This is a genomic window from Rhizobium sp. Root491 (assembly GCF_001427205.1).
GTDB classification, from domain to species: domain Bacteria; phylum Pseudomonadota; class Alphaproteobacteria; order Rhizobiales; family Rhizobiaceae; genus Agrobacterium; species Agrobacterium tumefaciens.
This window is the reverse complement of record NZ_LMFF01000017.1, coordinates 589,142-610,318: the sequence shown is the minus strand read 5'-3', so window position 1 is coordinate 610,318 and position 21,177 is coordinate 589,142. Positions and strand designations below refer to the sequence as shown.

At 58.2% G+C, this 21,177-nt stretch carries 19 protein-coding genes; 13 read left to right on the top strand and 6 right to left on the bottom strand.

Annotated features, from left to right (window positions below; genetic code table 11):
• Window positions 1-13 precede the first annotated feature (13 nt).
• The 10 genes from ASD46_RS22855 (at window position 14) to ASD46_RS22810 (ending at window position 11,964) form a co-directional block, all read left to right on the top strand.
• Window positions 14-1,129: an ABC transporter ATP-binding protein gene (locus ASD46_RS22855; RefSeq protein WP_003517568.1), complete on the top strand. Its 1,116-nt coding sequence runs from the start codon at window positions 14-16 to the stop codon at window positions 1,127-1,129.
• Window positions 1,126-2,055: an ABC transporter permease gene (locus ASD46_RS22850; RefSeq protein WP_060642748.1), complete on the top strand. Its 930-nt coding sequence runs from the start codon at window positions 1,126-1,128 to the stop codon at window positions 2,053-2,055. Before ASD46_RS22855 ends, ASD46_RS22850 begins: the two co-directional genes overlap by 4 nt.
• 11 nt (window positions 2,056-2,066) lie before the next feature.
• Entirely contained in the window at window positions 2,067-2,948 is an 882-nt protein-coding gene (locus ASD46_RS22845; RefSeq protein WP_060642747.1) for a carbohydrate ABC transporter permease, read from the top strand.
• Between the two features lie 60 nt (window positions 2,949-3,008).
• Complete coding sequence (locus ASD46_RS22840; protein WP_003517573.1) at window positions 3,009-4,538, top strand: extracellular solute-binding protein; 1,530 nt, start codon at window positions 3,009-3,011, stop codon at window positions 4,536-4,538.
• Between the two features lie 70 nt (window positions 4,539-4,608).
• Entirely contained in the window at window positions 4,609-6,939 is a 2,331-nt protein-coding gene (locus tag ASD46_RS22835) for an alginate lyase (protein WP_060642746.1), read from the top strand.
• An 18-nt stretch (window positions 6,940-6,957) separates the two neighbouring features.
• On the top strand, window positions 6,958-7,707 hold the full coding sequence (locus ASD46_RS22830; RefSeq protein WP_003517575.1) for an SDR family NAD(P)-dependent oxidoreductase: 750 nt from the start codon (window positions 6,958-6,960) through the stop codon (window positions 7,705-7,707).
• Between the two features lie 15 nt (window positions 7,708-7,722).
• Window positions 7,723-8,892, top strand: coding sequence for an SGNH/GDSL hydrolase family protein (locus tag ASD46_RS22825; RefSeq protein ID WP_013761271.1), 1,170 nt, complete (start codon window positions 7,723-7,725; stop codon window positions 8,890-8,892).
• Window positions 8,889-9,923 (top strand): hydroxyacid dehydrogenase, encoded by a 1,035-nt coding sequence (locus ASD46_RS22820; protein WP_013761272.1) that lies wholly within the window; start codon window positions 8,889-8,891, stop codon window positions 9,921-9,923. The genes ASD46_RS22825 and ASD46_RS22820 overlap by 4 nt, the downstream gene beginning before the upstream one ends.
• Window positions 9,920-10,717 carry a sugar phosphate isomerase/epimerase family protein gene (locus tag ASD46_RS22815; RefSeq protein WP_013761273.1) on the top strand — a complete coding sequence of 266 codons (798 nt, stop codon included), beginning with the start codon at window positions 9,920-9,922 and terminating at the stop codon, window positions 10,715-10,717. Before ASD46_RS22820 ends, ASD46_RS22815 begins: the two co-directional genes overlap by 4 nt.
• Complete coding sequence (locus tag ASD46_RS22810; protein ID WP_060642745.1) at window positions 10,717-11,964, top strand: glucarate dehydratase family protein; 1,248 nt, start codon at window positions 10,717-10,719, stop codon at window positions 11,962-11,964. The genes ASD46_RS22815 and ASD46_RS22810 overlap by 1 nt, the downstream gene beginning before the upstream one ends.
• A 196-nt stretch (window positions 11,965-12,160) precedes the next feature.
• On the opposite strand, the gene ASD46_RS22805 is transcribed toward ASD46_RS22810, so the two are convergent.
• Together ASD46_RS22805 and ASD46_RS22800 are read right to left on the bottom strand one after the other, a co-directional pair.
• Window positions 12,161-12,460, bottom strand: a complete 300-nt coding sequence (locus ASD46_RS22805; RefSeq protein WP_035199246.1) for a DUF982 domain-containing protein — start codon at window positions 12,458-12,460, stop codon at window positions 12,161-12,163.
• A gap of 73 nt (window positions 12,461-12,533) precedes the next feature.
• The gene (locus tag ASD46_RS22800; RefSeq protein ID WP_060642804.1) at window positions 12,534-13,010 is read right to left on the bottom strand and encodes an Hsp20 family protein; all 477 of its coding nucleotides are present in this window, start codon (window positions 13,008-13,010) and stop codon (window positions 12,534-12,536) included.
• Window positions 13,011-13,697: 687 nt separating this feature from the next.
• Here ASD46_RS22800 and ASD46_RS22795 point away from each other — a divergent pair.
• The 3 genes from ASD46_RS22795 to ASD46_RS22785 are packed head-to-tail and all read left to right on the top strand — an operon-like array spanning window position 13,698 to window position 17,352.
• Window positions 13,698-14,900 (top strand): glycosyltransferase family 4 protein, encoded by a 1,203-nt coding sequence (locus ASD46_RS22795; RefSeq protein WP_200951529.1) that lies wholly within the window; start codon window positions 13,698-13,700, stop codon window positions 14,898-14,900.
• Window positions 14,897-16,180 carry a glycosyltransferase family 4 protein gene (locus ASD46_RS22790; RefSeq protein ID WP_060642743.1) on the top strand — a complete coding sequence of 428 codons (1,284 nt, stop codon included), beginning with the start codon at window positions 14,897-14,899 and terminating at the stop codon, window positions 16,178-16,180. The genes ASD46_RS22795 and ASD46_RS22790 overlap by 4 nt, the downstream gene beginning before the upstream one ends.
• Window positions 16,177-17,352: a glycosyltransferase gene (locus tag ASD46_RS22785; protein WP_060642742.1), complete on the top strand. Its 1,176-nt coding sequence runs from the start codon at window positions 16,177-16,179 to the stop codon at window positions 17,350-17,352. Before ASD46_RS22790 ends, ASD46_RS22785 begins: the two co-directional genes overlap by 4 nt.
• On the opposite strand, the gene ASD46_RS22780 is transcribed toward ASD46_RS22785, so the two are convergent.
• The 4 genes from ASD46_RS22780 to ASD46_RS22765 all read right to left on the bottom strand — a co-directional run bounded on the left by ASD46_RS22780 (window position 17,316) and on the right by ASD46_RS22765 (window position 21,053).
• A complete protein-coding gene (locus ASD46_RS22780) occupies window positions 17,316-17,924 on the bottom strand; it encodes an acetyltransferase (protein ID WP_013761280.1) in 609 nt (202 codons plus the stop codon). The two genes, ASD46_RS22785 and ASD46_RS22780, sit on opposite strands and share 37 nt — an antisense overlap.
• Window positions 17,925-17,927: 3 nt before the next feature.
• Window positions 17,928-19,205, bottom strand: a complete 1,278-nt coding sequence (locus ASD46_RS22775) for a hypothetical protein (protein ID WP_013761281.1) — start codon at window positions 19,203-19,205, stop codon at window positions 17,928-17,930.
• Window positions 19,202-19,798 carry a YdcF family protein gene (locus ASD46_RS22770; RefSeq protein ID WP_236771321.1) on the bottom strand — a complete coding sequence of 199 codons (597 nt, stop codon included), beginning with the start codon at window positions 19,796-19,798 and terminating at the stop codon, window positions 19,202-19,204. Before ASD46_RS22770 ends, ASD46_RS22775 begins: the two co-directional genes overlap by 4 nt.
• Window positions 19,799-19,907: 109 nt before the next feature.
• Window positions 19,908-21,053, bottom strand: a complete 1,146-nt coding sequence (locus ASD46_RS22765; protein ID WP_060642740.1) for an MraY family glycosyltransferase — start codon at window positions 21,051-21,053, stop codon at window positions 19,908-19,910.
• Window positions 21,054-21,177 lie beyond the last annotated feature (124 nt).

Sequence of the window (21,177 nt, the reverse complement as noted above, 5' to 3'; positions counted from 1 at the left end):
GGAGGGGCCTTTCATGTCCGCAGTTCAAATCAACGACGTCGTCAAGCGCTATGGTGCCCTTGAAGTCGTCCACGGTATCAATCTTTCCATACAGCCGCAGGAATTCGTTGTCCTCGTAGGTCCTTCGGGATGCGGAAAGTCCACCACGCTGCGCATGCTCGCCGGGCTGGAAGACATTTCGGACGGCACCGTTTCAATGGACGGCCGAGTGGTCAACAAGATCGCGCCCAAAGACCGCGATGTCGCGATGGTGTTTCAGAACTACGCGCTTTATCCGCATCTGAGCGTGGCCGATAACATCGCTTTTGGCCTGCGAGTGAGGGGCGAAAAGCGAGCGGTTATCGACAAGGCGGTGGCAGAAGCTGCACAGGTCCTCGGGCTCACCGAATATCTGGGCCGCAAGCCGGCGGATCTTTCCGGTGGCCAGCGCCAACGTGTCGCCATGGGTCGTGCCATCGTGCGCAGGCCGAAAATCTTCCTGTTCGATGAACCTCTCTCGAACCTCGACGCAAAGCTGCGCACCCACATGCGGGCCGAGATTAAACTGCTGCACAAGCGGATGAACGCCACCAGCATCTACGTGACGCACGATCAGGTCGAGGCAATGACACTTGCGGACCGCATCGTCATCATGAATGGCGGCCATATCGAGCAGGTCGGTTCGCCGATGGAAGTTTTCCTCGAACCGGCCAACACGTTCGTCGCAAGTTTTATCGGCTCACCGCCCATGAACCTTCTGGACGGGACGATCGAAAAGCAGGATGGCACCGTAAAGGTCAAAATCACGGGTAGTGCCGGACAACGCTTCAGCGTCCCGGAAGCATTTGCGAAAAATGCGACGGAAGGGCAGCAGGTCAAACTCGGCCTGCGACCCGAAATCATGTCGGTAGAGACCGAAGACAGTCGTGAAAACCTCAATTGCAGCATCGACCTCGTGGAACCCTTGGGCGCGGAGGCTCTGCTCCACGGCAGGGCTGATGGCCAGCCATTTATCGCCAAGGCGGAAACACTTTACGGCGATCATACTCTCAACGGCGTCACCCGACTTGGCATCGATATCACACGCATCCATGTCTTCGATGCGGCAACCGGAAGGTCGCTGAAAACCCCAAGCGGGGCGCGACCATGAAAAAGGGTTTTCAGGGACGCCTTCACGATCTCCAGGAAGATGTTCGCCGCGACTGGCAGCTCTACCTGCTTCTCGCTCCGATGATTATCTGGTTCGCCGTCTTTCTCTATAAGCCCATGTACGGGCTGGTCATCGCGTTTCAGGACTTCTCGATTTTTCGCGGCATTGCAAAGAGCCCGTGGGTCGGTTTTGAAAACTTCGCGGAACTCTTTCACAATGACATGTTCATCCGCGCCTTCTGGAACACCCTAAAAATCAGCGCTCTCGGCCTGATCTTCGCGTTTCCGGTACCGATCATCCTGGCCTTGATGTTCAACGAGGTTCAAAACAGCGTTGCCCGAAGCTGGGCCCAGACGATCGTTTACCTGCCGCATTTCATTTCGGTGGTGATCGTGGCCGGCATCGTCATCAACTTCCTGTCGCCGTCGATAGGCATCGTCAATCTTCTGCTGAAAGGCCTTGGATTCGAGCCGATATACTTCCTGACCCAGCCGGAATGGTTTCGTCCGATTTATATCGGCTCGTCGGTCTGGAAGGAAGCGGGCTTCGAATCCATCGTCTATCTCGCCGCCATCGCTGGCGTGAGCCCGACGCTTTATGAATCTGCCCGTGTGGACGGGGCATCGCGCTGGCAGATGATGTGGCGGATCACCCTGCCCTGCATCCTGCCGACAATCGTGATCATGCTGATCATCCGCATCGGCAATCTGGTCGAGGTCGGGTTCGAATATATCATTCTGCTCTATCGGCCATCCACCTATGAGACGGCAGATGTCGTTTCCACCTTCATTTACCGCACCGGCTTGCAGGGTACCCAATACGATCTCGCGACGGCCGCCGGACTGTTCAATGCGGTTATCGCTTTCGTCCTCGTCTATTCGGCAAATCGCATCAGCCGAAAAGTCTCGTCGACATCGCTTTGGTGAGGAGCTGAAAGATGGCAAACTTCAATCTTTATTCCCGCGGCGACAGGATTTTTGGCTGGGCAAATGCCCTTCTTCTGGCTCTGTTCGTTCTGTCGACGCTTTATCCCTTCATCTATGTGCTTTCGGTCTCGCTATCTTCGGGGGCCGCCGTCACGGCTGGCCGTGTCACGCTATGGCCGGTTGATGTGACCCTTGCCGCTTACGACAGGGTATTGTCCGACAGGATGTTCTGGGTCGCCTATGGCAACACGTTCATCTACACCTTCGGCGGCACGCTGATGAGCCTGCTGATCATGATCCCCGGAGCCTACGCCCTTTCGCGCAAACGCCTGCGCGGCCGCACTTTCTTCAACATCGCCATCGCTTTTACGCTGTGGTTCAACGCCGGCATGATCCCTTTCTTTCTGAACATGCGTGATCTTGGACTTCTCGACAGCCGCTTCGGCATCATCCTCGGATTTGCGGCAAACGCCTTCAACGTCATTCTGCTGCGCAACTTCTTCGAAGCGGTGCCAAAGTCCTTCGAAGAAGCCGCCAAAATGGACGGTGCAAGCGAGTTGCAGCTGCTGTGGAAGGTGTTCATTCCGCTTTCCAAGCCCGCAATCGTCACCGTTGCGCTGTTCTGCATCGTTTCGCGGTGGAACGGTTACTTCTGGGCGATGGTCTTGCTGCGCGGCGAGGAGAAGATCCCGCTTCAGGTCTATCTGAAGCGCGTGATCGTCGATCTTAACTCGAATGACGAATTCGCATCGAGCCTGCTCACCGCCCACTATTCGTTCGAGACGGTAACATCCGCGATCATGATCGCTTCCATCATTCCCGTCCTCATCATTTACCCCTACGCGCAGAAGTATTTCACCAAAGGAATTCTGCTGGGCGGAGTCAAAGAGTAGCAGCACAAGGGAGGAGAACCTGTGAGAGCACTACGAAAAGGCACGCCCCTACTGGCGTTGATGACAGCCGCAACCCTGGCCTTGCCGGCATCGGCGCAGGATTCAGGGAAAATTTCCAAGGATCCGCTGGAGCTTACGATCCACTTCCACTTCCGGGACAAATACGTCTACTCGGAAAAATGGCCGGTGGAGCAAAAGGCCGCCGAGATCACCAACATTCATGTCCGCAACGTGGCGTCGCTGGCGACCACCAGCAGCCGCGATGCATTCAACCTTCTGATTGCCTCGGGCAACCTTCCCGACATCGTCGGCGGCGACGCCACGGGCGGGCTGAAGGAAGACTTCATTCGCTACGGGTTGGAGGGCGCATTCATTCCACTCGATGACCTGATCGAGGAAAACGCCCCCAACCTCAAGGCATTCTTCGACAGCCACAAGGAAATCCGCAACGCCATCTCCGGACCGGACGGCAAGCTCTATTTCATCCCTTACGTCCCTGATGGCAAGTTCTCGCGCGGTTGGTTCATCCGCCAGGATTGGCTCGACAAGCTTGGGCTGAAGCAGCCGGAAACACCGGAAGAGGTCTACGAAGTTCTGAAAGCCTTCCGTGACAAGGACCCGAACGGCAACGGTCTCAAGGATGAAGTTCCCTACTTTGCCCGTGAGGAAATCGATGCGGTCCGCCTTATCAATCTGTGGGATGCGCGCGTGTCCGGATCCGAGCGTTATGGCGACTTTGCCGTTTATGACGGACAACTTCGTCATCCCTGGGCGGAGGAAAACTACAAGACCGGGATTTCCAACGTGGCCAAATGGTACAAGGAAGGCCTGATCGACAAGGAGATTTTCACCCGCGGTGCTCGCTCGCGTGAATATCTGCTGGGCAACAATCTCGGCGGCATGACGCATGACTGGTTCGCCAGTACCTCGACCTACAACGACGCCCTGTCGCCAAAGATCAACGGTTTCGCGCTAAAGCCGATGCTGCCGCCAAAGACCGTCTCGGGCCAACGGTTTGAGGATTCCCGTCGGCTGCGTGTCCAGCCCGTCGGCTGGGCTATTTCGGCGACCAACGAACACCCGGTCGAAACAATCAAGTATTTCGATTTCTGGTTCTCTCAACAGGGGCGCATCCTGTCGAATTTCGGCGTCGAAGGCCTGACCTACGAGATGGTCGATGGCAAGCCGCAATTCAAGAAGGAAATCCTCGACAACAAGGACCCGGTGAATGCCCAGTTGTGGGCGGTCGGTGCGGCGATCCCGCGCGGATACTGGATGGACTACGAATATGAGCGCCAGTGGACAAACAAGATCGCGCTTGAAGGCATCGATATGTACGACAAGTGCAACTGCCTCAAGGATGAGTTCATGGGCGTTTCCCTGAACGCAGAGGAAAAGGCGACATTCGACCGCTACTGGCCAAGCATCCTCACCTACATGACCGAGATGCAGCAGACCTGGATACTGGGTGCCCAGGACGTCGATGCCGGCTGGGATGCCTACAAGAAGCGCCTCACGGCACTCGGTTACGACGAGGTCATCAAGATGATGCAATCGGCCTATGACCGCCAGTACAAGGCCGCGCAATAAACCTTCGACCGTGATGGCGGCTTTGTCGCCGCCATCCTTTCCTTCCTGTTTTCATAGGAGTTAGAGCGCAATGTGTCCCTCTGCCCCGGCAATCTCCCGACAGACACTTCTCGATGAACCCCGGCCGCGTTCATTGACCATTGGCTACGAGCCGAGCGAAGAAGTACCGCCGACGGAGAACCCTCCGCGCTTTTCATGGCTGCCCGACATCGACGACGGTGCGCGCTACGTATTGCGGATTTCGTCCGATCCCGGTTTTGCAGACAAAAAGACGCTCGTCTTTGAAGATCTCGCGTGGAATTTCTTCACGCCGGACGAAGCCCTTCCGGAAGGCCGCTATCACTGGTGTTATGCGTTGTGGGGCCCGACGTCCGCGACGCCGGATTCCAACTGGAGTACCGTGCGCAGCTTCGAGATCGACGCTTCGCTGCCGAAAACGCCGCTACCAAGCAGGCAGGCCCGTCATGCAGCCGCGCATGCCAGCCATCCACGGCTCTGGCTCAATCCGGAACAGTTGCGCTGCTTCTCGGAGGCGGTGGCAAAGGACCCCAATCATTGCAGTTGGTCCGAGTTCTACGAGAAATCGGTAAAGCCCTGGCTTGAGCGGCCGGTCATGCCGGAACCTCAGCCTTATCCCAACAATATGCGCGTCGCAGGACTCTGGCGACAGATGTATATCGACTGCCAGGAAGTGATCTATGCGATCCGGCACCTGGCCATTGCCGGTCGGGTGCTCGGACGCGACGATCTACTCGATGCGTCGCGCAAGTGGCTGCTGGCCGTCGCTGGCTGGGATCCGAAAGGCGCGACCTCCCGGGCCTATAATGACGAGGCGGGGTTCCGTATCGTCGTGGCACTCGCCTGGGGCTATGACTGGCTATACGACTATCTGAGCGAAGCCGAGCGCGAGACCGTACGCTCGGTTCTTCTTGAACGGACGCGGGAGGTCGCCGACCATGTCATTGCGCATGCCCGCATCCACGTGTTTCCCTATGACAGCCATGCGGTCCGTTCGCTTTCGGCAGTACTGACGCCGGCCTGTATCGCGCTTCAGGACGAAAGCGACGAGGCGGGCGAATGGCTCGATTATACCGTTGAATTCCTTGCCACCCTCTATTCTCCCTGGGCTGGAACTGACGGTGGCTGGGCGGAAGGGCCGCATTACTGGATGACCGGCATGGCTTATCTCATAGAGGCCGCCAATCTGGTCCGCTCCTATATCGGTTACGATCTTTATCAGCGGCCATTTTTCCAGAACACGGGGCGCTTCCCGCTTTATACCAAGGCGCCGGGAACCCGTCGCGCCAATTTTGGCGACGACTCCACGCTTGGCGATCTTCCCGGCCTGAAACTGGGTTACAATGTTCGGCAATTTGCCGGCGTTACCGGCAACGGCCATTACCAATGGTATTTCGATCACATCAAGGCCGATGCGACGGGCACAGAAATGGCCTTCTACAATTACGGCTGGTGGGACCTGAACTTCGACGATCTCGTCTATCGTCACGACTATCAGCAGGTGGAAGCAGTCTCGCCTGCAGACTTGCCGGCACTCGCTGTTTTCGATGATATCGGTTGGGCGACCATCCAGCAACATATGGAAGACCCGGAACGGCATCTGCAATTCGTCTTCAAATCCAGTCCCTACGGTTCGCTAAGCCACAGTCATGGCGACCAGAATGCCTTTGTCCTCTATGCCTACGGCGAGGATCTGGCGATCCAGTCCGGCTATTACGTGGCGTTCAACTCGCAGATGCATCTGAACTGGCGCCGTCAGACACGGTCGAAGAACGCCGTCCTGATCGGCGGCAAGGGACAATATGCGGAAAAGGACAAGGCACTCGCGCGTCGTGCCGCCGGCCGTATCGTATCGGTTGAGGAAAATCCGGGACATATCCGGATCCTCGGAGATGCGACGTCTGCCTATCAGGTCGCGAACCCGCTGGTTATGAAAGCGCAGCGCGAAATGCACTTCGTCAACGACAGCTATTTCGTGATTGTCGATGAGGTGGAGTGCTCCGAGCCCCAGGAACTGCAATGGCTTTGCCATACCACAGGGGCACCGCAGACCGGCAAGTCGAGCTTTCGCTACAATGGCCAAAAGGCGGGCTTTTACGGCCAGTTTGTCTTCTCGTCAGCCGGCACACCGCAGATCGCGGCCGTCGAAGGTTTTCCCGACATTGATCCCAAGGAGTTCGAGGGTCTTGATATCCACCATCACGTCTGCGCCACGGTTCCGGCAGCAACTCGGCATCGGCTGGTCACCCTTCTGGTGCCTTACAGTTTAAAGGAGCCGAAGCGCATCTTCAGCTTCATAGACGATCAGGGTTTTTCGACCGACATCTATTTCAGCGACGTCGACGACGAGCGTTTCAAGCTCTCCCTTCCCAAGCAATTCTAACCATACGAGGTTCTTCAAATGCAGCGTTTTACCAATATGACCGTTGTTGTAGCCGGCGCCGGCCGGGATATCGGCCGGGCATGCGCCATTCGTTTTGCGCAGGAAGGCGCCAATGTCGTCCTCACCTACAATGGAGCCGCTGAAGGTGCGGCCACGGCTGTTGCCGAAATCGAAAAGCTTGGCCGTTCGGCTCTGGCGATCAAGGCAGACCTGACAAACGCAAGCGAAGTAGAGGCTGCCATTTCTGCTGCCGCAGACAAATTCGGTGAGATCCATGGCCTCGTCCATGTTGCGGGTGGGCTTATCGCCCGCAAGACAATCGCTGACATGGACGAAGCCTTCTGGCATCAGGTCCTCGACGTCAACCTGACGTCGCTGTTCCTGACAGCCAAGGCCGCACTGCCCAAAATGGCAAAGGGCGGCGCGATCGTAACCTTCTCGTCGCAGGCGGGCCGTGACGGCGGTGGGCCGGGCGCGCTCGCCTATGCCACTTCCAAGGGTGCCGTGATGACCTTTACCCGAGGACTTGCCAAGGAAGTTGGCCCGAATATTCGCGTCAATGCCGTCTGCCCCGGCATGATCTCCACCACCTTCCACGACACCTTCACCAAACCCGAAGTGCGTGAAAGGGTAGCAGGCGCCACATCGCTGAAGCGCGAAGGCTCAAGCGAAGACGTTGCCGGTCTGGTGGCGTTTCTTGCGTCCGACGATGCCGCTTATATCACCGGCGCCTGCTACGACATCAATGGCGGCGTCCTGTTCTCCTGATATCCGGTAAAAACCATGTCCGTATCGTTACCAAGGGCGAGCCGGATTGCCGTTCTCGGCACTTCGCTCGTCCAACAGAACCATATTGGCGACGCGTCCTCGCTGGCCACATCGGCCCGCGGCTGGATGAGTTGGGCCGAGGTATTGTCGCATGGCAGGCTTTGCTGCCCTGTCCACCATGATCCATCAGCACCAACAGGCTGGGAACCGAGCAATCGACCGGGTGTCAGCCGGTTCTTTTCCGGCCTCAATTTCGGAGTTTCCGGCCAGAAGGCAATCGAGATCGAACGGCGGCTACCGCGACTGCTGCAATCGGATTTCGATCTGGTCATCGTCGATGCCGGCACCAACGACATGATGGTGGAAACAGGCCAGACGATTGCCGATACACGGGCGCGGATCGTTTCGGCTCTGCTCGACGCAGGCAAAACCGTCATCCTGCTCCCGATCCTCGCCCGTGGCACCGGGAAATGGCCGGCAGGCGGTGCGGAGCGGGCAAAAGCGCACTGGATCAACCGGCAGAGCATCGAATTTGCCGCAGATCATGCCAATTGCCATGTCTTCGACTGGAATTCGGCATGGGTCGATCCCGAAAGTGAATTCGGCGAGCCTCATCCCGGCTATTCCGACGACGGCACCCATTTTGCGGTGACAGGCGCTTTTGCCGTAGGAAAGCTGCTTGCCACCTATCTGGAGGCGATTGTGCCGCGAGCGCCGGCCCGTATTCTGGCGACAGACGATCGTTTTGACCCGGTAAACAATCCAGCTGGCAATCTGGCCTCTGATTTTTCAGCCCTGACAGTCACGGAAACAGGTGAACAAAGCCACCGTCTCGGCGGGCGGCTTGTCCATCCGGGCACAGGCTTATGGGTGGAGGCCATATGCGATGTTGATGTGCCGGCGCATAGCGACGTACTCGGAGTATCGCTGCGTCTGAAAGATGCTGCAGCCGAAGGACAGCAGGCGGTAGCACTTGCGCCTTTCCCTGCCGAAGACGGCATATTTTTTCCTTTCCCTGCCACCCAATGGACAGGGGCGCTCAGAACTCCTCCCCTGAAACTCAGGCCAGGTGAAGCCCCTCCCGAAGTTTTTCTCGATGTGATCCTGCGGCCCGGTTCTCAACCGATCGAAATCGACGTCAACCGCATCGAGGTTCGATCTGTTTCAAGTCCGGTACGCCGATGAGACCATCTCAAGACAAACCACGGCTGTTGATCGCCATGCGGAACGAGCTTCCCGAAGGTTTCTTTGGTTCGCGCGAATGGGCACGCATGAATGCCGTAACCGACATCATACCGGGTTTCCCCTACACGGATTTCGACACGGAAGCGGGAGCAGAAGCGTTGGCCGAGGCGGACATTTTGCTCGCCGCCTGGGGCACGCCATCCCTGACACGCGAGCGCCTCGCCCGTGCGCCAAAGCTCAGGATGGTCGCTTATGCCGCGTCCTCGGTGCGCGCTGTTGCTCCCGCCGAATTCTGGGAAACATCCGATATTCTTATCACCACGGCGGCATCGGCCATGGCCGTGCCGGTTGCCGAGTTTACCTATGCGGCAATCATCATGTGCGGCAAGGATGTGTTTCGTCTGAGAGACGAGCATCGGGTAGAGCGCGGCACCGGCGGTTTTGGCAGCAGACGTGGCATGAGCCTACCCTATCTCGGCAATCATTCCCGCAAAGTCGGCATCGTCGGCGCGTCACGGATTGGTCGGCTTGTCATGGAGATGCTGACGCGCGGAAAATTCGAGATCGCCGCCTACGACCCTTTTCTTTCGGTGGAAGACGCGGCCGCACTTGGTGCTACGAAAATGGAGCTCGACGAGCTTCTCGTCTGGTCCGATGTGGTCTCCCTGCACGCGCCGATCCTGCCTGAAACCCGCCACATGATTGGTGCCCGCGAACTGGCGCTGATGGCGGATCATGCGATCTTCATCAACACGGCACGGGGCTGGCTGGTCGATCACGACGCATTGCTGGCCGAGGCACTTTCCGGGCGGCTGCGTATCCTGATCGATACACCGGAGCCGGAACCCTTGCCGACGGATAGCCCATTCTACGATTTGCCCAATGTCGTGCTCACCCCCCACATTGCCGGGGCGCTGGGAAATGAATTGCGGGCGCTTTCCGATCTCGCCATTACCGAGATCGAACGTTTCGTCGCGGGGCAAGCCGCGCTTCACCCGGTCCATAAACAGGATATGGAGCGTATGGCATGAGCGCTTTCGATTACTGTTTTTCAACGCTTGGCTGCTCCGAACTTAGCCTGCACGAAGCGGCCGATCTGGCACAGAGGCATGGCATCGTGCATGTGGAGTTGCGCACGCTCTCCGGTACGGTCGACCTCATCCCGGCACTCACTGCCGAATTTGCCACTCCTTCCAGATTTGCAGCCTTTCTGGCCGAAAGTGATCTCGAGGTTGCCGCCCTAAACACATCCATTCGGCTGTTCGGCAGCACCGATCTTTCCGCCGTCGAGCCCTTTATGGACTGGGCGGAAGCCGCAAACATTTCCTATCTGCGCATCTTCGACGGAGGCAAACAGTTGGGACAGGATGAGATGACGCAGGCAGCGGGCCTGTTGGACAACTGGCAATCGCTGCGACTATCACGCGGTCTGAATGTCGACCTCATGATCGAAACACACGACGCGCTGGCTGATTTCGAGCAGCTTCTCGCCTTCATCGCGTGCGTGCCAGCATCGAAGCTCTTGTGGGACACTCACCATACCTGGGCCAAAGGCAGCGATCTCAAAATCCTTTGGCAACACATCGCACAAAATGTCGTCCATCTGCACGTCAAGGACAGCACCACGGACAGCGATGGCCGACGACGCTACGTATTGCCCGGCCATGGCGATTTCCCCATGGCGGAACTGCTTTCGCTTTTACAGTCGGATGAACGACATATCCCTCTCAGTCTGGAATGGGAACGCCACTGGCATCCCGAACTGTCCCCGCTGGACGATGCGCTAAAAGCTGCGCGCGGCTGGTGGCGACAAGGAGCTTTTTAATGCGCATAGCCGAAATTCACCTCACACCGGTCGCCATTCCCGACAGACCGCTACTGAACTGTAAAGGCGTGCATCAGCCGCATGCGTTGCGCACCGTCATCGAGGTCATATGTGACGACGGTACGGTCGGCCTTGGTGAAAGTTACGGAAGTATCAAGGCGCTGGATGGGTTGCGACGGGCGGCCCCTGCCCTGATCGGGCTCGACCCGTTTCATCTTCACGAGTTGAAATCTCGCGTCATCACCGCATTGCCCGGCAGTGGCGGCATCAATGCCAAATCGGCGGTGGCCGATCACAAGCTGACGGACGTGGTTGCCTCAGCCTTTGAAGTCCCCTGCCTCGACATTCAGGGCAAGCTTCTCGGGCGGCCGGTCTCGGATCTGCTTGGTGGCGCCATTCGTACCAGCGTTCCGTTCAGCGCCTACCTGTTCTTCAAATTCGCAGCCCATATAGGTGAAGCCCCGGATGAATGGGGAGAGGTTCTTACGCCTGATCAGATGGTTGGCGAAGCCCGCAGGATGGTCGACACATACGGTTTCCAGTCGCTGAAGCTCAAGGGTGGCGTGCTGCATCCGGATCTCGAGATCGAGACCATGCTGAAGCTTCGGGAAGCTTTTCCCAATCATCCGCTGCGGATCGACCCCAATGGCGGCTGGACTGTGGACACGGCCATCTACATCGCACGCAAGCTTGAGAATATCCTTGAATATCTCGAGGATCCGGTCATCGGTATGGATCAGATGGCACAAGTCGCAGCCGCTACGTCGATCCCGCTCGCCACGAACATGATCGTCCTTGAATTCGACCAGATCGCCGCGGCCTTCCGCAAAAATGCGGTGCAGATTGTGCTGTCAGATCACCATTATTGGGGTGGATTGCGCGCCTCGACCCATCTCGGGAAGATTTGCGAGACACTGGGTCTTGGCGTCTCCATGCATTCCAACTCGCATCTCGGCATCACACTGGCGGCAATGGTCCATGCTGCCGCCGCAACGCCGAACCTGAGCTTCGATTGCGACACGCATTACCCATGGACCGGTGTCGACGTGATCGAGGGCACGCCGTTCACGTTCCGTGGCGGTCGCCTCGATGTCCCCAATGGGCCGGGACTTGGCGTGACGCTCGATCGGCAAAAACTCACCGAACTTGCGGCACTTTACGAACAGACCTCGATGAAAGAACGCGATGATACAGCCTATATGAAGCTCTTCGACCCAGACTATGAAAGACGTGTGCCACGCTGGTGACGAGAAGATGCCATGTTACACCCTCGTCAACCTCGAGGCAGCAAACCTGTCCTCCTTACCCAGACCGTGACAGTCTTCGCGCTAATCGCTTTCGCAGGGGCGGCAAATCAGCTCGCTCGGCATTCTAGAGCCCGTGCACGATACCGCCCCCGCATAACGGACAACTCGCCGCTGCACATTTATAACCGTGTCTATCTCAATTCACATGCGGATCTCTGTCGCGCGAAAGACGAGACGCGGCGATGACACCATCTTCCGGTGCAAGCAGATCGTGTCTTTCGGCAAAGGCCACGAACAAACCGCGGGCGGTCTCCGCTTCAATCTCGCCGCGCAACGCGGCAGCACATGCCTTAAGCGCAATGGAATGTGCGCTATCTCGGTTTGTTGCGGGCCACTCGGAAAGATGTCGGTAGGCCTCCAGCACGTTTCGAACCTCCGCTGGAAAGCCGAGACCGACAAGAATGAAAACAGGCTGTCTGAACATATCGGGTTTCATTGCTTTCTCCTTCCCATCCCGGATATTCGTGGGCGCCATCGCGACGGCGCCCCTGTTCATCCAACAATGTAAATCAAGCCGCCTTCTGTGCTTCGATCTGGCCCGAGGCAACTGTCGGCACCAGAACCGCATCGGTCTGGATGTCGATTTTCCGGGGCTTCAGGGCCTCCGGGATTTCGCGGACGAGATCAATCGAAAGGAGACCGTTTTTCAGTTCGGCGCCGCTCACTCTGACATGATCGGCGAGTTCGAACCGATGCTCGAACGGACGGGCCGCAATGCCGCGGTGCAGGTAGCCCTCCGCGGGAGTCTCCTGTCTCTTGCCTGTCACGGTCAGGAGATTGGACTGGAAAGTGATGTCGATCTCGTCCCGTGTAAAACCAGCCACCGCAATAGAAATCTGATAGCTGTCTTCGGCCGTACTGATAATGTCATAGGGCGGCCAGTCACTGATCGAGCGGGTGCGCTGGGCGTTTTCGAGAAGATTGAAGACCCGGTCGAATCCGATGCTCGATCGGTACAACGGTGCATAGTCGTAAGATGTTGCCATAACCATATCCTCCTTGAAGCAACATGGGTACCAAAGCGCCAAAAGCGGCGCCTCCAGCACGGCCAGTCCTGTCATCAGCGACTGGCGGCTCACGATTTGGTTTTTCGTGTTTTCAAAATCAAGAGGCGAAGCGAACGAAATTTGCTTTCGCACCCGTATTAAATATGGCTCGGGTACCGCGCGATCAAACGCCTCCAGCCACGCCGATATTCGGCCCGGGAAGCAGGATTTCTGCCGGAGCCTGGGCACAACCTGGAACCGCCATTGAGGCACCACTCTCCTGGACATCGGCGGGTAACTCGGTCGGACTCGGTGTTACATCCATATCTAAGACAGGACTTCGGTTCGAGGCCACAGAGCGTCGCGTGCGGCTGCGCCTCGGAACGGCGCGCAGTCAACCAGCGATCCACATCGGCCGTCCCTGCCATTGATTGGCCGGGGCATCATGGATTTCATAACCCATAAGGGCGTCATCTGCGTTTCAGCTACCAAAAGGATAGTACGGCGCCAACTTCGGAGTAATAGCCACTCCGTATCATGAGCCCACTAGTCCTTACGACCAACTTGCCGCCTGTTTTCACCTCGCCAAGAATGCTCCTTCAGACCGGACATTTCGTGGGAGAAAAAAGCGTGAGGACGATCTTCCTGAATAGGTACGGTTTCCCCGACCAGTCGGCAACAAGCCGTATGATATCATCGCTCGCCTTTTCAATGGCGCAGCGCGGAATGAATGTGACTGTCGTTGTAAGTCGCGAAATACACAATCATCCCGGCAGCGTGTTGCCCGCAAACGAAACGGTTCGGGGTGTACAGATCCGACGGCTTGCAAGCGGCCGCTTCGGCCGGCACAGCCTGATGCGCCGGAGCGTTGATTATCTTCTTTTTCAGATGCTGGCATTCGCCTGGCTTCTGCGCAACGTTCGGGCGACGGACACGGTCGTTGTCTGCACCGATCCTCCGCTCCTCTCCGTCATGAGCAGCATCGCGATCCGCCTCAAGGGCGCACTCATGGTGAACTGGATCATGGATCTTTTTCCCGAGACCGCAATCGAGCTTGGATTTTTCAGGAAACGTGCACGGTGGCTTGCGCCATGGCTGACTCAGGCACGCAACTGGTCGCTGCGATCCCCCGGCGTGGTTGTCTGCCCCACCGACAAGATGGCGGAATTCCTCTTCACTCAAGGCCTTGCAAAGGATCGCGTCAGCGTCCTGCATCACTGGTCGGATGGGGAGGAAATCTATCCTGTCTTGCCCCAGGATAACAGCCTGCGGAAGGCGTGGGGACTGCAGGATGTGTTTGTCGTCGGCTATTCAGGAAACTTCGGGCGGGCGCATGAGTTCGGCACTATGCTGGCAGCGGCGAAACGTCTCGAGCACCGGCGGGATATCCGGTTCCTTCTCATTGGCGGCGGACACCAGCACGCGGCTGTGAAGACTGTCGTTCAGGATCTCGGTCTTCATAACGTCATCTTCAAGCCGCTGCAGCCCGTGGAGAAACTTGCTGAAAGCCTGAGCGTTGCAGATGTGCATCTGGTCTCGCTGCTGCCGGAACTGGAACACTGCATCATTCCAAGCAAATTCTATGGAATCCTAGCGGCCGGGAGGCCGACGATCTTCGTCGGCGACCCTGATGGAGAGGTGCCGCGCGTTCTCAGAGCCAAAGGATGCGGCAGCACCGTCGAAATCGGAGAGACCGAAAAGCTCTCCGGCACCATCGAAAAGCTCTGCGACGACCCAGATGCCACGACAGCAATGGGGGATGCGGCACGGCGGCTGCTGTGTGCCGACTATTCCCGAGAAAAGGCGGCAGATGCCTGGGCAGTGCTGATCGCCGGGCTGCAGACTGTCGAGCCTTCCAGGCCACCTATCGCTCAAGGTATCTCGTCATGAAAGACAAAGTCGTCGTCAGTCAGCTCGGCGCCCGCATGCATTATGCCGTACCGCGAATATTTGCATCCGCTGGCCGCCTTGCGCATTTTTACACTGATATATGCGCCACGAAAGGTTGGCCCCGGATCGTCAATTCGTTTCCGGCGACCCTTTATCCCGCACCTGTCAAACGGCTGGCCGGCCGGCTGCCCAAAGGCGTGCCGACAGCGCTGACGACGGTGTTTTCCAGCTTTGGCCTCCGTTCCGTGCTGCGCCACATGCGAACGAGAGACGTTGTGGAGGAAACCTCTCACGCGATCTGGGCCGGGTCGGTTTTCTCCGAAATGGTGGCCCGGCGCGGCTTCCATGGCGCAGCTGGGCTCTACGCCTTCAGTGGCGACGCACTCGAACAGATGCGGGCGGCAAAACAGCAGGGCCTCTGGACCGCAGTCGAGCAAATGATCGCTCCACGCGATGTCGTCGAAACGCTTCTGGACCAGGAAATGATGCGGTTTCCCAAATGGGCCGGCCCTGTGCGGGATAATCCGCATGCTCGTCTATTCGCCGATCGGGAGAAAGCGGAGTGGCGCCTTGCAGATGTCATCGTCTGCCCGTCGGAATTTGTCCGCAAGCACGTCGTCGCATGTGGCGGGCCGGAAGACCGGTGTGTCGTCGTTCCCTATGGGGTCAATGCCAGCGCTGCCATCGACAGACCGGCGCGCATGCCGGGGCCAATCAGGGTCCTGACCGTAGGCGAAGTCGGGCTGCGCAAGGGATCGCCCTATGTTGTGGAAGCCGCCAGATTGATGGAGGGCGCCGCCCGCTTCCGGATGGCGGGCCGCGTTCGTGTGCCCGATGACGTCAAGCAGGAGATTTCGCAATGGGTCGAGCTGAGAGGGATCGTTCCGCGCTCGCAGATCGTCGAGGAGTTTCGGTGGGCGGATGTCTTCCTGCTGCCGTCGCTCTGCGAAGGCTCCGCGACTGCCGTCTATGAAGCACTGGCAGCGGGCCTGCCGGTTATAACGACCGAAAATACCGGCAGCGTCGTTCGCGATGGTGTCGAAGGTTTCATCGTTCCCGTCTGCGATCCGGAAGCTATCGCGACCGCGGTGCGTGCGCTTGCCAACAATCCCGAGCTGAGGCGGATCATGTCTGCCAATGCACTCCTGCGCGCAGCCGAACATACCGTGGAGTCTTACGGCGAGCGGCTTCTTGCCGCCCTGTCGGCGCCGCATCTGTCCGGGTCCGCGGGTCTTTGCCTTGCGGACGACGCGCGATACCTGGGGAACAAAGAGATATGAAGATAATCCACGTCATTGCTTCGATTGATCCCAAGCATGGCGGCTTGCAGGCCGTTGCCATGCGCCTTGCCGCGGCACAGGCCGGCCTCGGCCTCGATGTGAATATCGTCAGCTATGGCGACGCCGCGATCGAGGCACAGGTTAAGGAAATCGGTCACAGCATACCGCATTTCGAGAGTATCCACTGGCATCTCCTGCCGCCGGCCGGGAGGCTGGAGACGCTGTTCTGCTTCAGGGGCCGGCGCATGCTGAAAGCCTTGCTGAAAGATGCCTCCTTCATGCATATTCACGGCGTGTGGGAGCCATTTCTGCTCTATGCTTCCAAGCTCGCCCGCGCCGCTGGCGTACCCTACTGCATCTGCCCGGCCGGCATGCTGGACCATTGGAGCCTTGGCCAGCGATCGTGGAAAAAGAAGATCGCCCTGATGCTGTGCTACCGCAAGATGCTGAACGAGGCTGCGTTCCTGCACCTGTTGAACGTCGATGAAATGGCAGCTGTCGAGCCGCTGAATTTCCAGGCACGAAATCTGATCATACCGAACGGTGTTTTTGCCGAGGAATTCGATCCCCTGCCGGCCCGGGGACATTTCAAGCAGAAAATCGCCCTGGCGCACGGCAGGCGTTACATTCTGTTCCTGTCACGCCTGCACATCAAAAAAGGTGTCGACATTCTCGCCTCGGCCTTTGCGGCTATTTGTGACACCTATGTCGACGTTGATCTCGTTGTCGCAGGTCCACCCGGTGGAGCAGAGGGCCACTTTATGCACCTGGTCAAAAAACTGAACATCCGGCACCGCGTCTTTATGGTCGGGGCCATTTACGGCGAAGCAAAGCTCGAAGCCATGGTCGATGCCGACTGCTTCTGCCTGCCAAGCCGACAGGAGGGCTTCAGCATGGCGATCACCGAAGCGCTCGCCTGCGGCACGCCTGTGGTGATCACCGACCAGTGTCACTTTCCCGAAGTCGGATCTGCCGATGCCGGGGTTATCGTCGCGGTTGACGCGGCCGAGGTTGCCAAGGGCCTGGCAAGCGTGCTCAGCAACCCCGCCAAAGCGAGAACGATGGGTGAAAACGGTCGCCGACTTGTGCTGGAGAAATTCACCTGGCCGGCCATCGCCCATGCCACCCTGGAGGGCTATCGGCTGAGCGCGTTGGATGCCGCCGCTTCCTGACGACGCGAGCCGACTGGCCTTGCCGGATTGCCGACATAGATCGTCCAGGGCTCCAGTGACTTCGCTGTGACGGCTCGCGCGCCGAGCACAGCCCCCTTGCCGACGACGACACCGGGACCGACGAAGGCTTCCGCCGCTACCCAGGCGTCCTCCTCGATCACCACCGGCCGCGTCACGAGGGGAAACGCGCTGTCCTGAACGTCATGCGACCCTGTGCACAGATGAGCACGTTGCGAGACCGAGGCATATTGGCCGATGGTGATCATATCGACATTGTAGCAGATCACGCCAGGTCCGATCGATGAATGACACTCCATGACGAGGTGCCCCGGCCACCACACGATCGCCTTGGAATGCACCATTGCCGTGGCATGCAGGCGCGCGCCGAAACTGCGCAGGAGAAAATTGCGCCAGCGGCGCATCGGCGGCGGCGTCCAGGAGGCAAGAAACCGCCAGACGATCATCCAGACCAGCCGCTTAAGCCGCAAATGCAGTGAAAAGGTCGGACCTCCGAAGCGCGGCAGGGGCGTCGTTGCATGCTGGAAGGCAGGATCGTCGTATCGTGAGCGCATGGCCTATCCTCCGGCTTGAGACGTCAAGGATGGTATCGCGTACCGACGCTGCTGCACGCGCGCGGGTATGACGGCAAATGCCAGCGCCGGCGCTGCAAACATCAGCATATGCACCCAGACCATGAGAACCCAGTCGGTCTGATGCGAGATGGCGTGCATGGACGGTATGATCGACAACAGATAGGTGAATTGCGCAGCGAACTCGCCCGTGTTTGCGGTCACCCAGATCCGGCGCACCAGATAGGCGAGCAGGAAAAATTTGAACGCCCCCAGATACCAGAAGGATCCGAACGCATCCGCCATTCCGGTCTCGGTCGTGCCGAGGACAGGATTGTAGTCGCGCGATTGAACCGGCACCGGCAACATGAAGGATTGCTTGACCTCCACGCCCACGAGTTGCGCGGGCACGAAGTTGAACACCAGCCTGTTCCAGTGGAACTTGCCGTAGTCGAATTGCAAGGTGTTTGCGGTGTTGTCGATCCGCATGATCGCGTTGCGCATCTCGTCGCCGCCGTCCCGGAACACTTTCTCAAGATTGCCGATGACATCTATCCTCTTGATGTCATCCCACACGGGAGCGTCGTTGGCCTTGGTGATGGCGCGGTAGTCGCCCATGCTGGTCATCGACAGTGTGCCGAGGAAAAGCGCAATGATCACGAAGATGCGCGGGATCGCCCATCCCTTGTAAAACCACCATGCCAGCGCGAACATCATGATGAGTTCCACCGCTTCGGCGCGCTTTCCGGTTATCACGATGCGATCCAGGTAAAAGACGAGATCGAACGCAAGGACGGCCAGCGCCAGCCAGGAGAATCGCCGTGCAAGGCAAAGCACCGCAATGGCCAGACCATAACTCAACAACCGCGAAAAGAAGATGTACATGACCGGAACTCCGGTCATCTGCACCGCAATGGTCAACTCTCCCGGCAAACGGCTAAGCTTGAAATAGAAGTAGGCGCCGGCGACCGAGAGAACGGCTGCGACGATCAGCAGACGTGTTTCGTCGAAATCGATACGGAAGAATGCAAAGGGTTTTGCCGTTCTGCTCCATCCCCACCAGCACATGAAAAGGCACAGCATCATGAAAAGCGCGGCTCTGGCAAACGCGCCTTCCGGCAGGAATCTTTCAGACGCCAGTCCGGGAACCTGCGGCAAGATGAAACTGAACGTGATGACGCCCGTCAGAAACGGGAATTCGTAAATTCGCTCCCGACGCATCATTCCCCAACAGATGAGCAGGATAACACCACCGAAGAGGCAAAAAACCAGAAGCGTGCTCATGAGGCGAGCCCCGCCTGAACCGGAGGCAAATCCTGCACTAAACTGCTTCTGAGGTCGTAGAGGAGCGCTTTGGCGTACTCCTTGAACACCTGCACCCCGTCGCCGTTGATGGCAAGCCGCCACAGTGACACGGTTCGTTGCGCAGGAAGGGAAATCCACTCGATTTGAGGCATCACAAACCGGAAGCGCTTTACTGCGCGTCGTGAATGAAACCAGCTCGTGACCAGAATGGCACTTTTTGCCCCCATTCCAGTCAGTATAGGCTGTGCGAATGTCGCGTTTTCCCAGGTGCTGAGCGAAAGACATTCCGTTGAGACGACTGCGGAATCCACCCCCAGCCGCACCAGCATGTCGCGGATGAGGTCGCAATCCCCATAGCCAGTCACCAGAACGAGCGGCGCCCTTCCCTCGTGCCATAGTTTTGCGGCCTGGGCAGCTCGAGGAGGACCGTCCCCGCCCAGAACTACGATGACGTCAGCTTGCGCAGGCGGGTCCTCCACGACAAGGAGCGACCCCGCTGAGACGAGGGCAAGTCCGTAGAGCCCGATTGCAGTCAGCATCATCAAGCCCAGTAAAATTGCATTCCGTTTCAATGGCGGAGCGTTTCGGATGTTCTGGGAAATGCGCGAACGCGAAAGCCGTCCTTTTGAAACCGGTGTCGAGGGAATTCGCGGTCCGGGCCACGGCGCTTTCATGAGGCGATTACTCTTCATTCGCCGATTGAATGGCTCTTGGCTCCGGCGCGGCGCTTGCGGCGACCGGTAGACGCGCCACCTCGCGGTAGAGATCGAAATTACCCCTGTGAAGCCAGGTTTTCGAGAGGTAGCCCGTCGCGGTAAGGACGAACGCGGTGTGAAGGGCAATCGGCACGAGAAGGCCCGCGGCCATCATCTCCGCCGGAACACCGGCTTTTATTCCGGCAAAACCGATGCCGCCGCAAATGAAGGAAATGACGACCAGCGTGTTCGTTGCCGCCGCCGGCGCGAAACCATAGTCCAGCAGCAGATGATGAAAGTGCCAGCGATCGGCCGACATTGGACTGCGACCGTGCATGATACGACGGACAATCAGGCTGAGCGTATCGGTGATCGGCAGGATCACGATCCAGAGCAATGCCGGAAAGGATACCGCAGCGCTTGTGGTCGCCAGCAGGACGATTACATAGGCAATCGTCGCACCCAGTGCGGTACTGCCCGCATCGCCGAGGAATATGCTTGCCCGTGCGCGCCATGGACCGCGCATGTTGAAGACCAGAAAAGCGCAGAGGCATACGCAGAGTGCCTGAAGCGGCGCGATAATGTCGCCGACACCTGCGAAGATCGCCACGATCATCAGCCAGATCAACGCGACACCCGCAGTGCCACCTGCAAGCCCGTCGACGCCATCAAGCATGTTCCACGAATTCACCAGCCCGGTCACGAAGAGAACTCCGATGACGAAAAATAGCGGCAGGAACAGCTCGGAATGCTGCGTGAACAGCACGCCGATGGAGAGAGAGCCGATATCGGCGCCGCCTACGAGAGCGATCGCCATTGCTAGTTGCATGAGAAGGCGTCCTGCTGCGGGTAGCGGCCGGCGATCATCGACAACGCCCATTAGTAGAATGACCGCCAGCCCGAGCCAGAAGTTCATGCCGAGAGCCTCGCTCCACCCACCGACGAATGCGGAAACAGCGAAAGCGGCAAAGATCGCGATGCCACCGCAAAGAGGAACGGCTCCCGTGTGGCGTTTGCGGATTGAATCGGGGCGATCCACAAGCTGAAACACAATGGTCAGGCGCCTGAGAACGACGATGAGGGATACGCACAGAACGAAAGTGGCAATGGTGTTGAAGAGTATCCCCGACATGTCTGATCCCCACACTGAAGCTTGGCGGCGCATTTGCAACGATACTCGCCTCCAGACGATCCTAAAAAACACCGGCCCTGAGGGGTATGCGGGCAAAAGGCGTGTGAAATCCACCAAAGGGAGA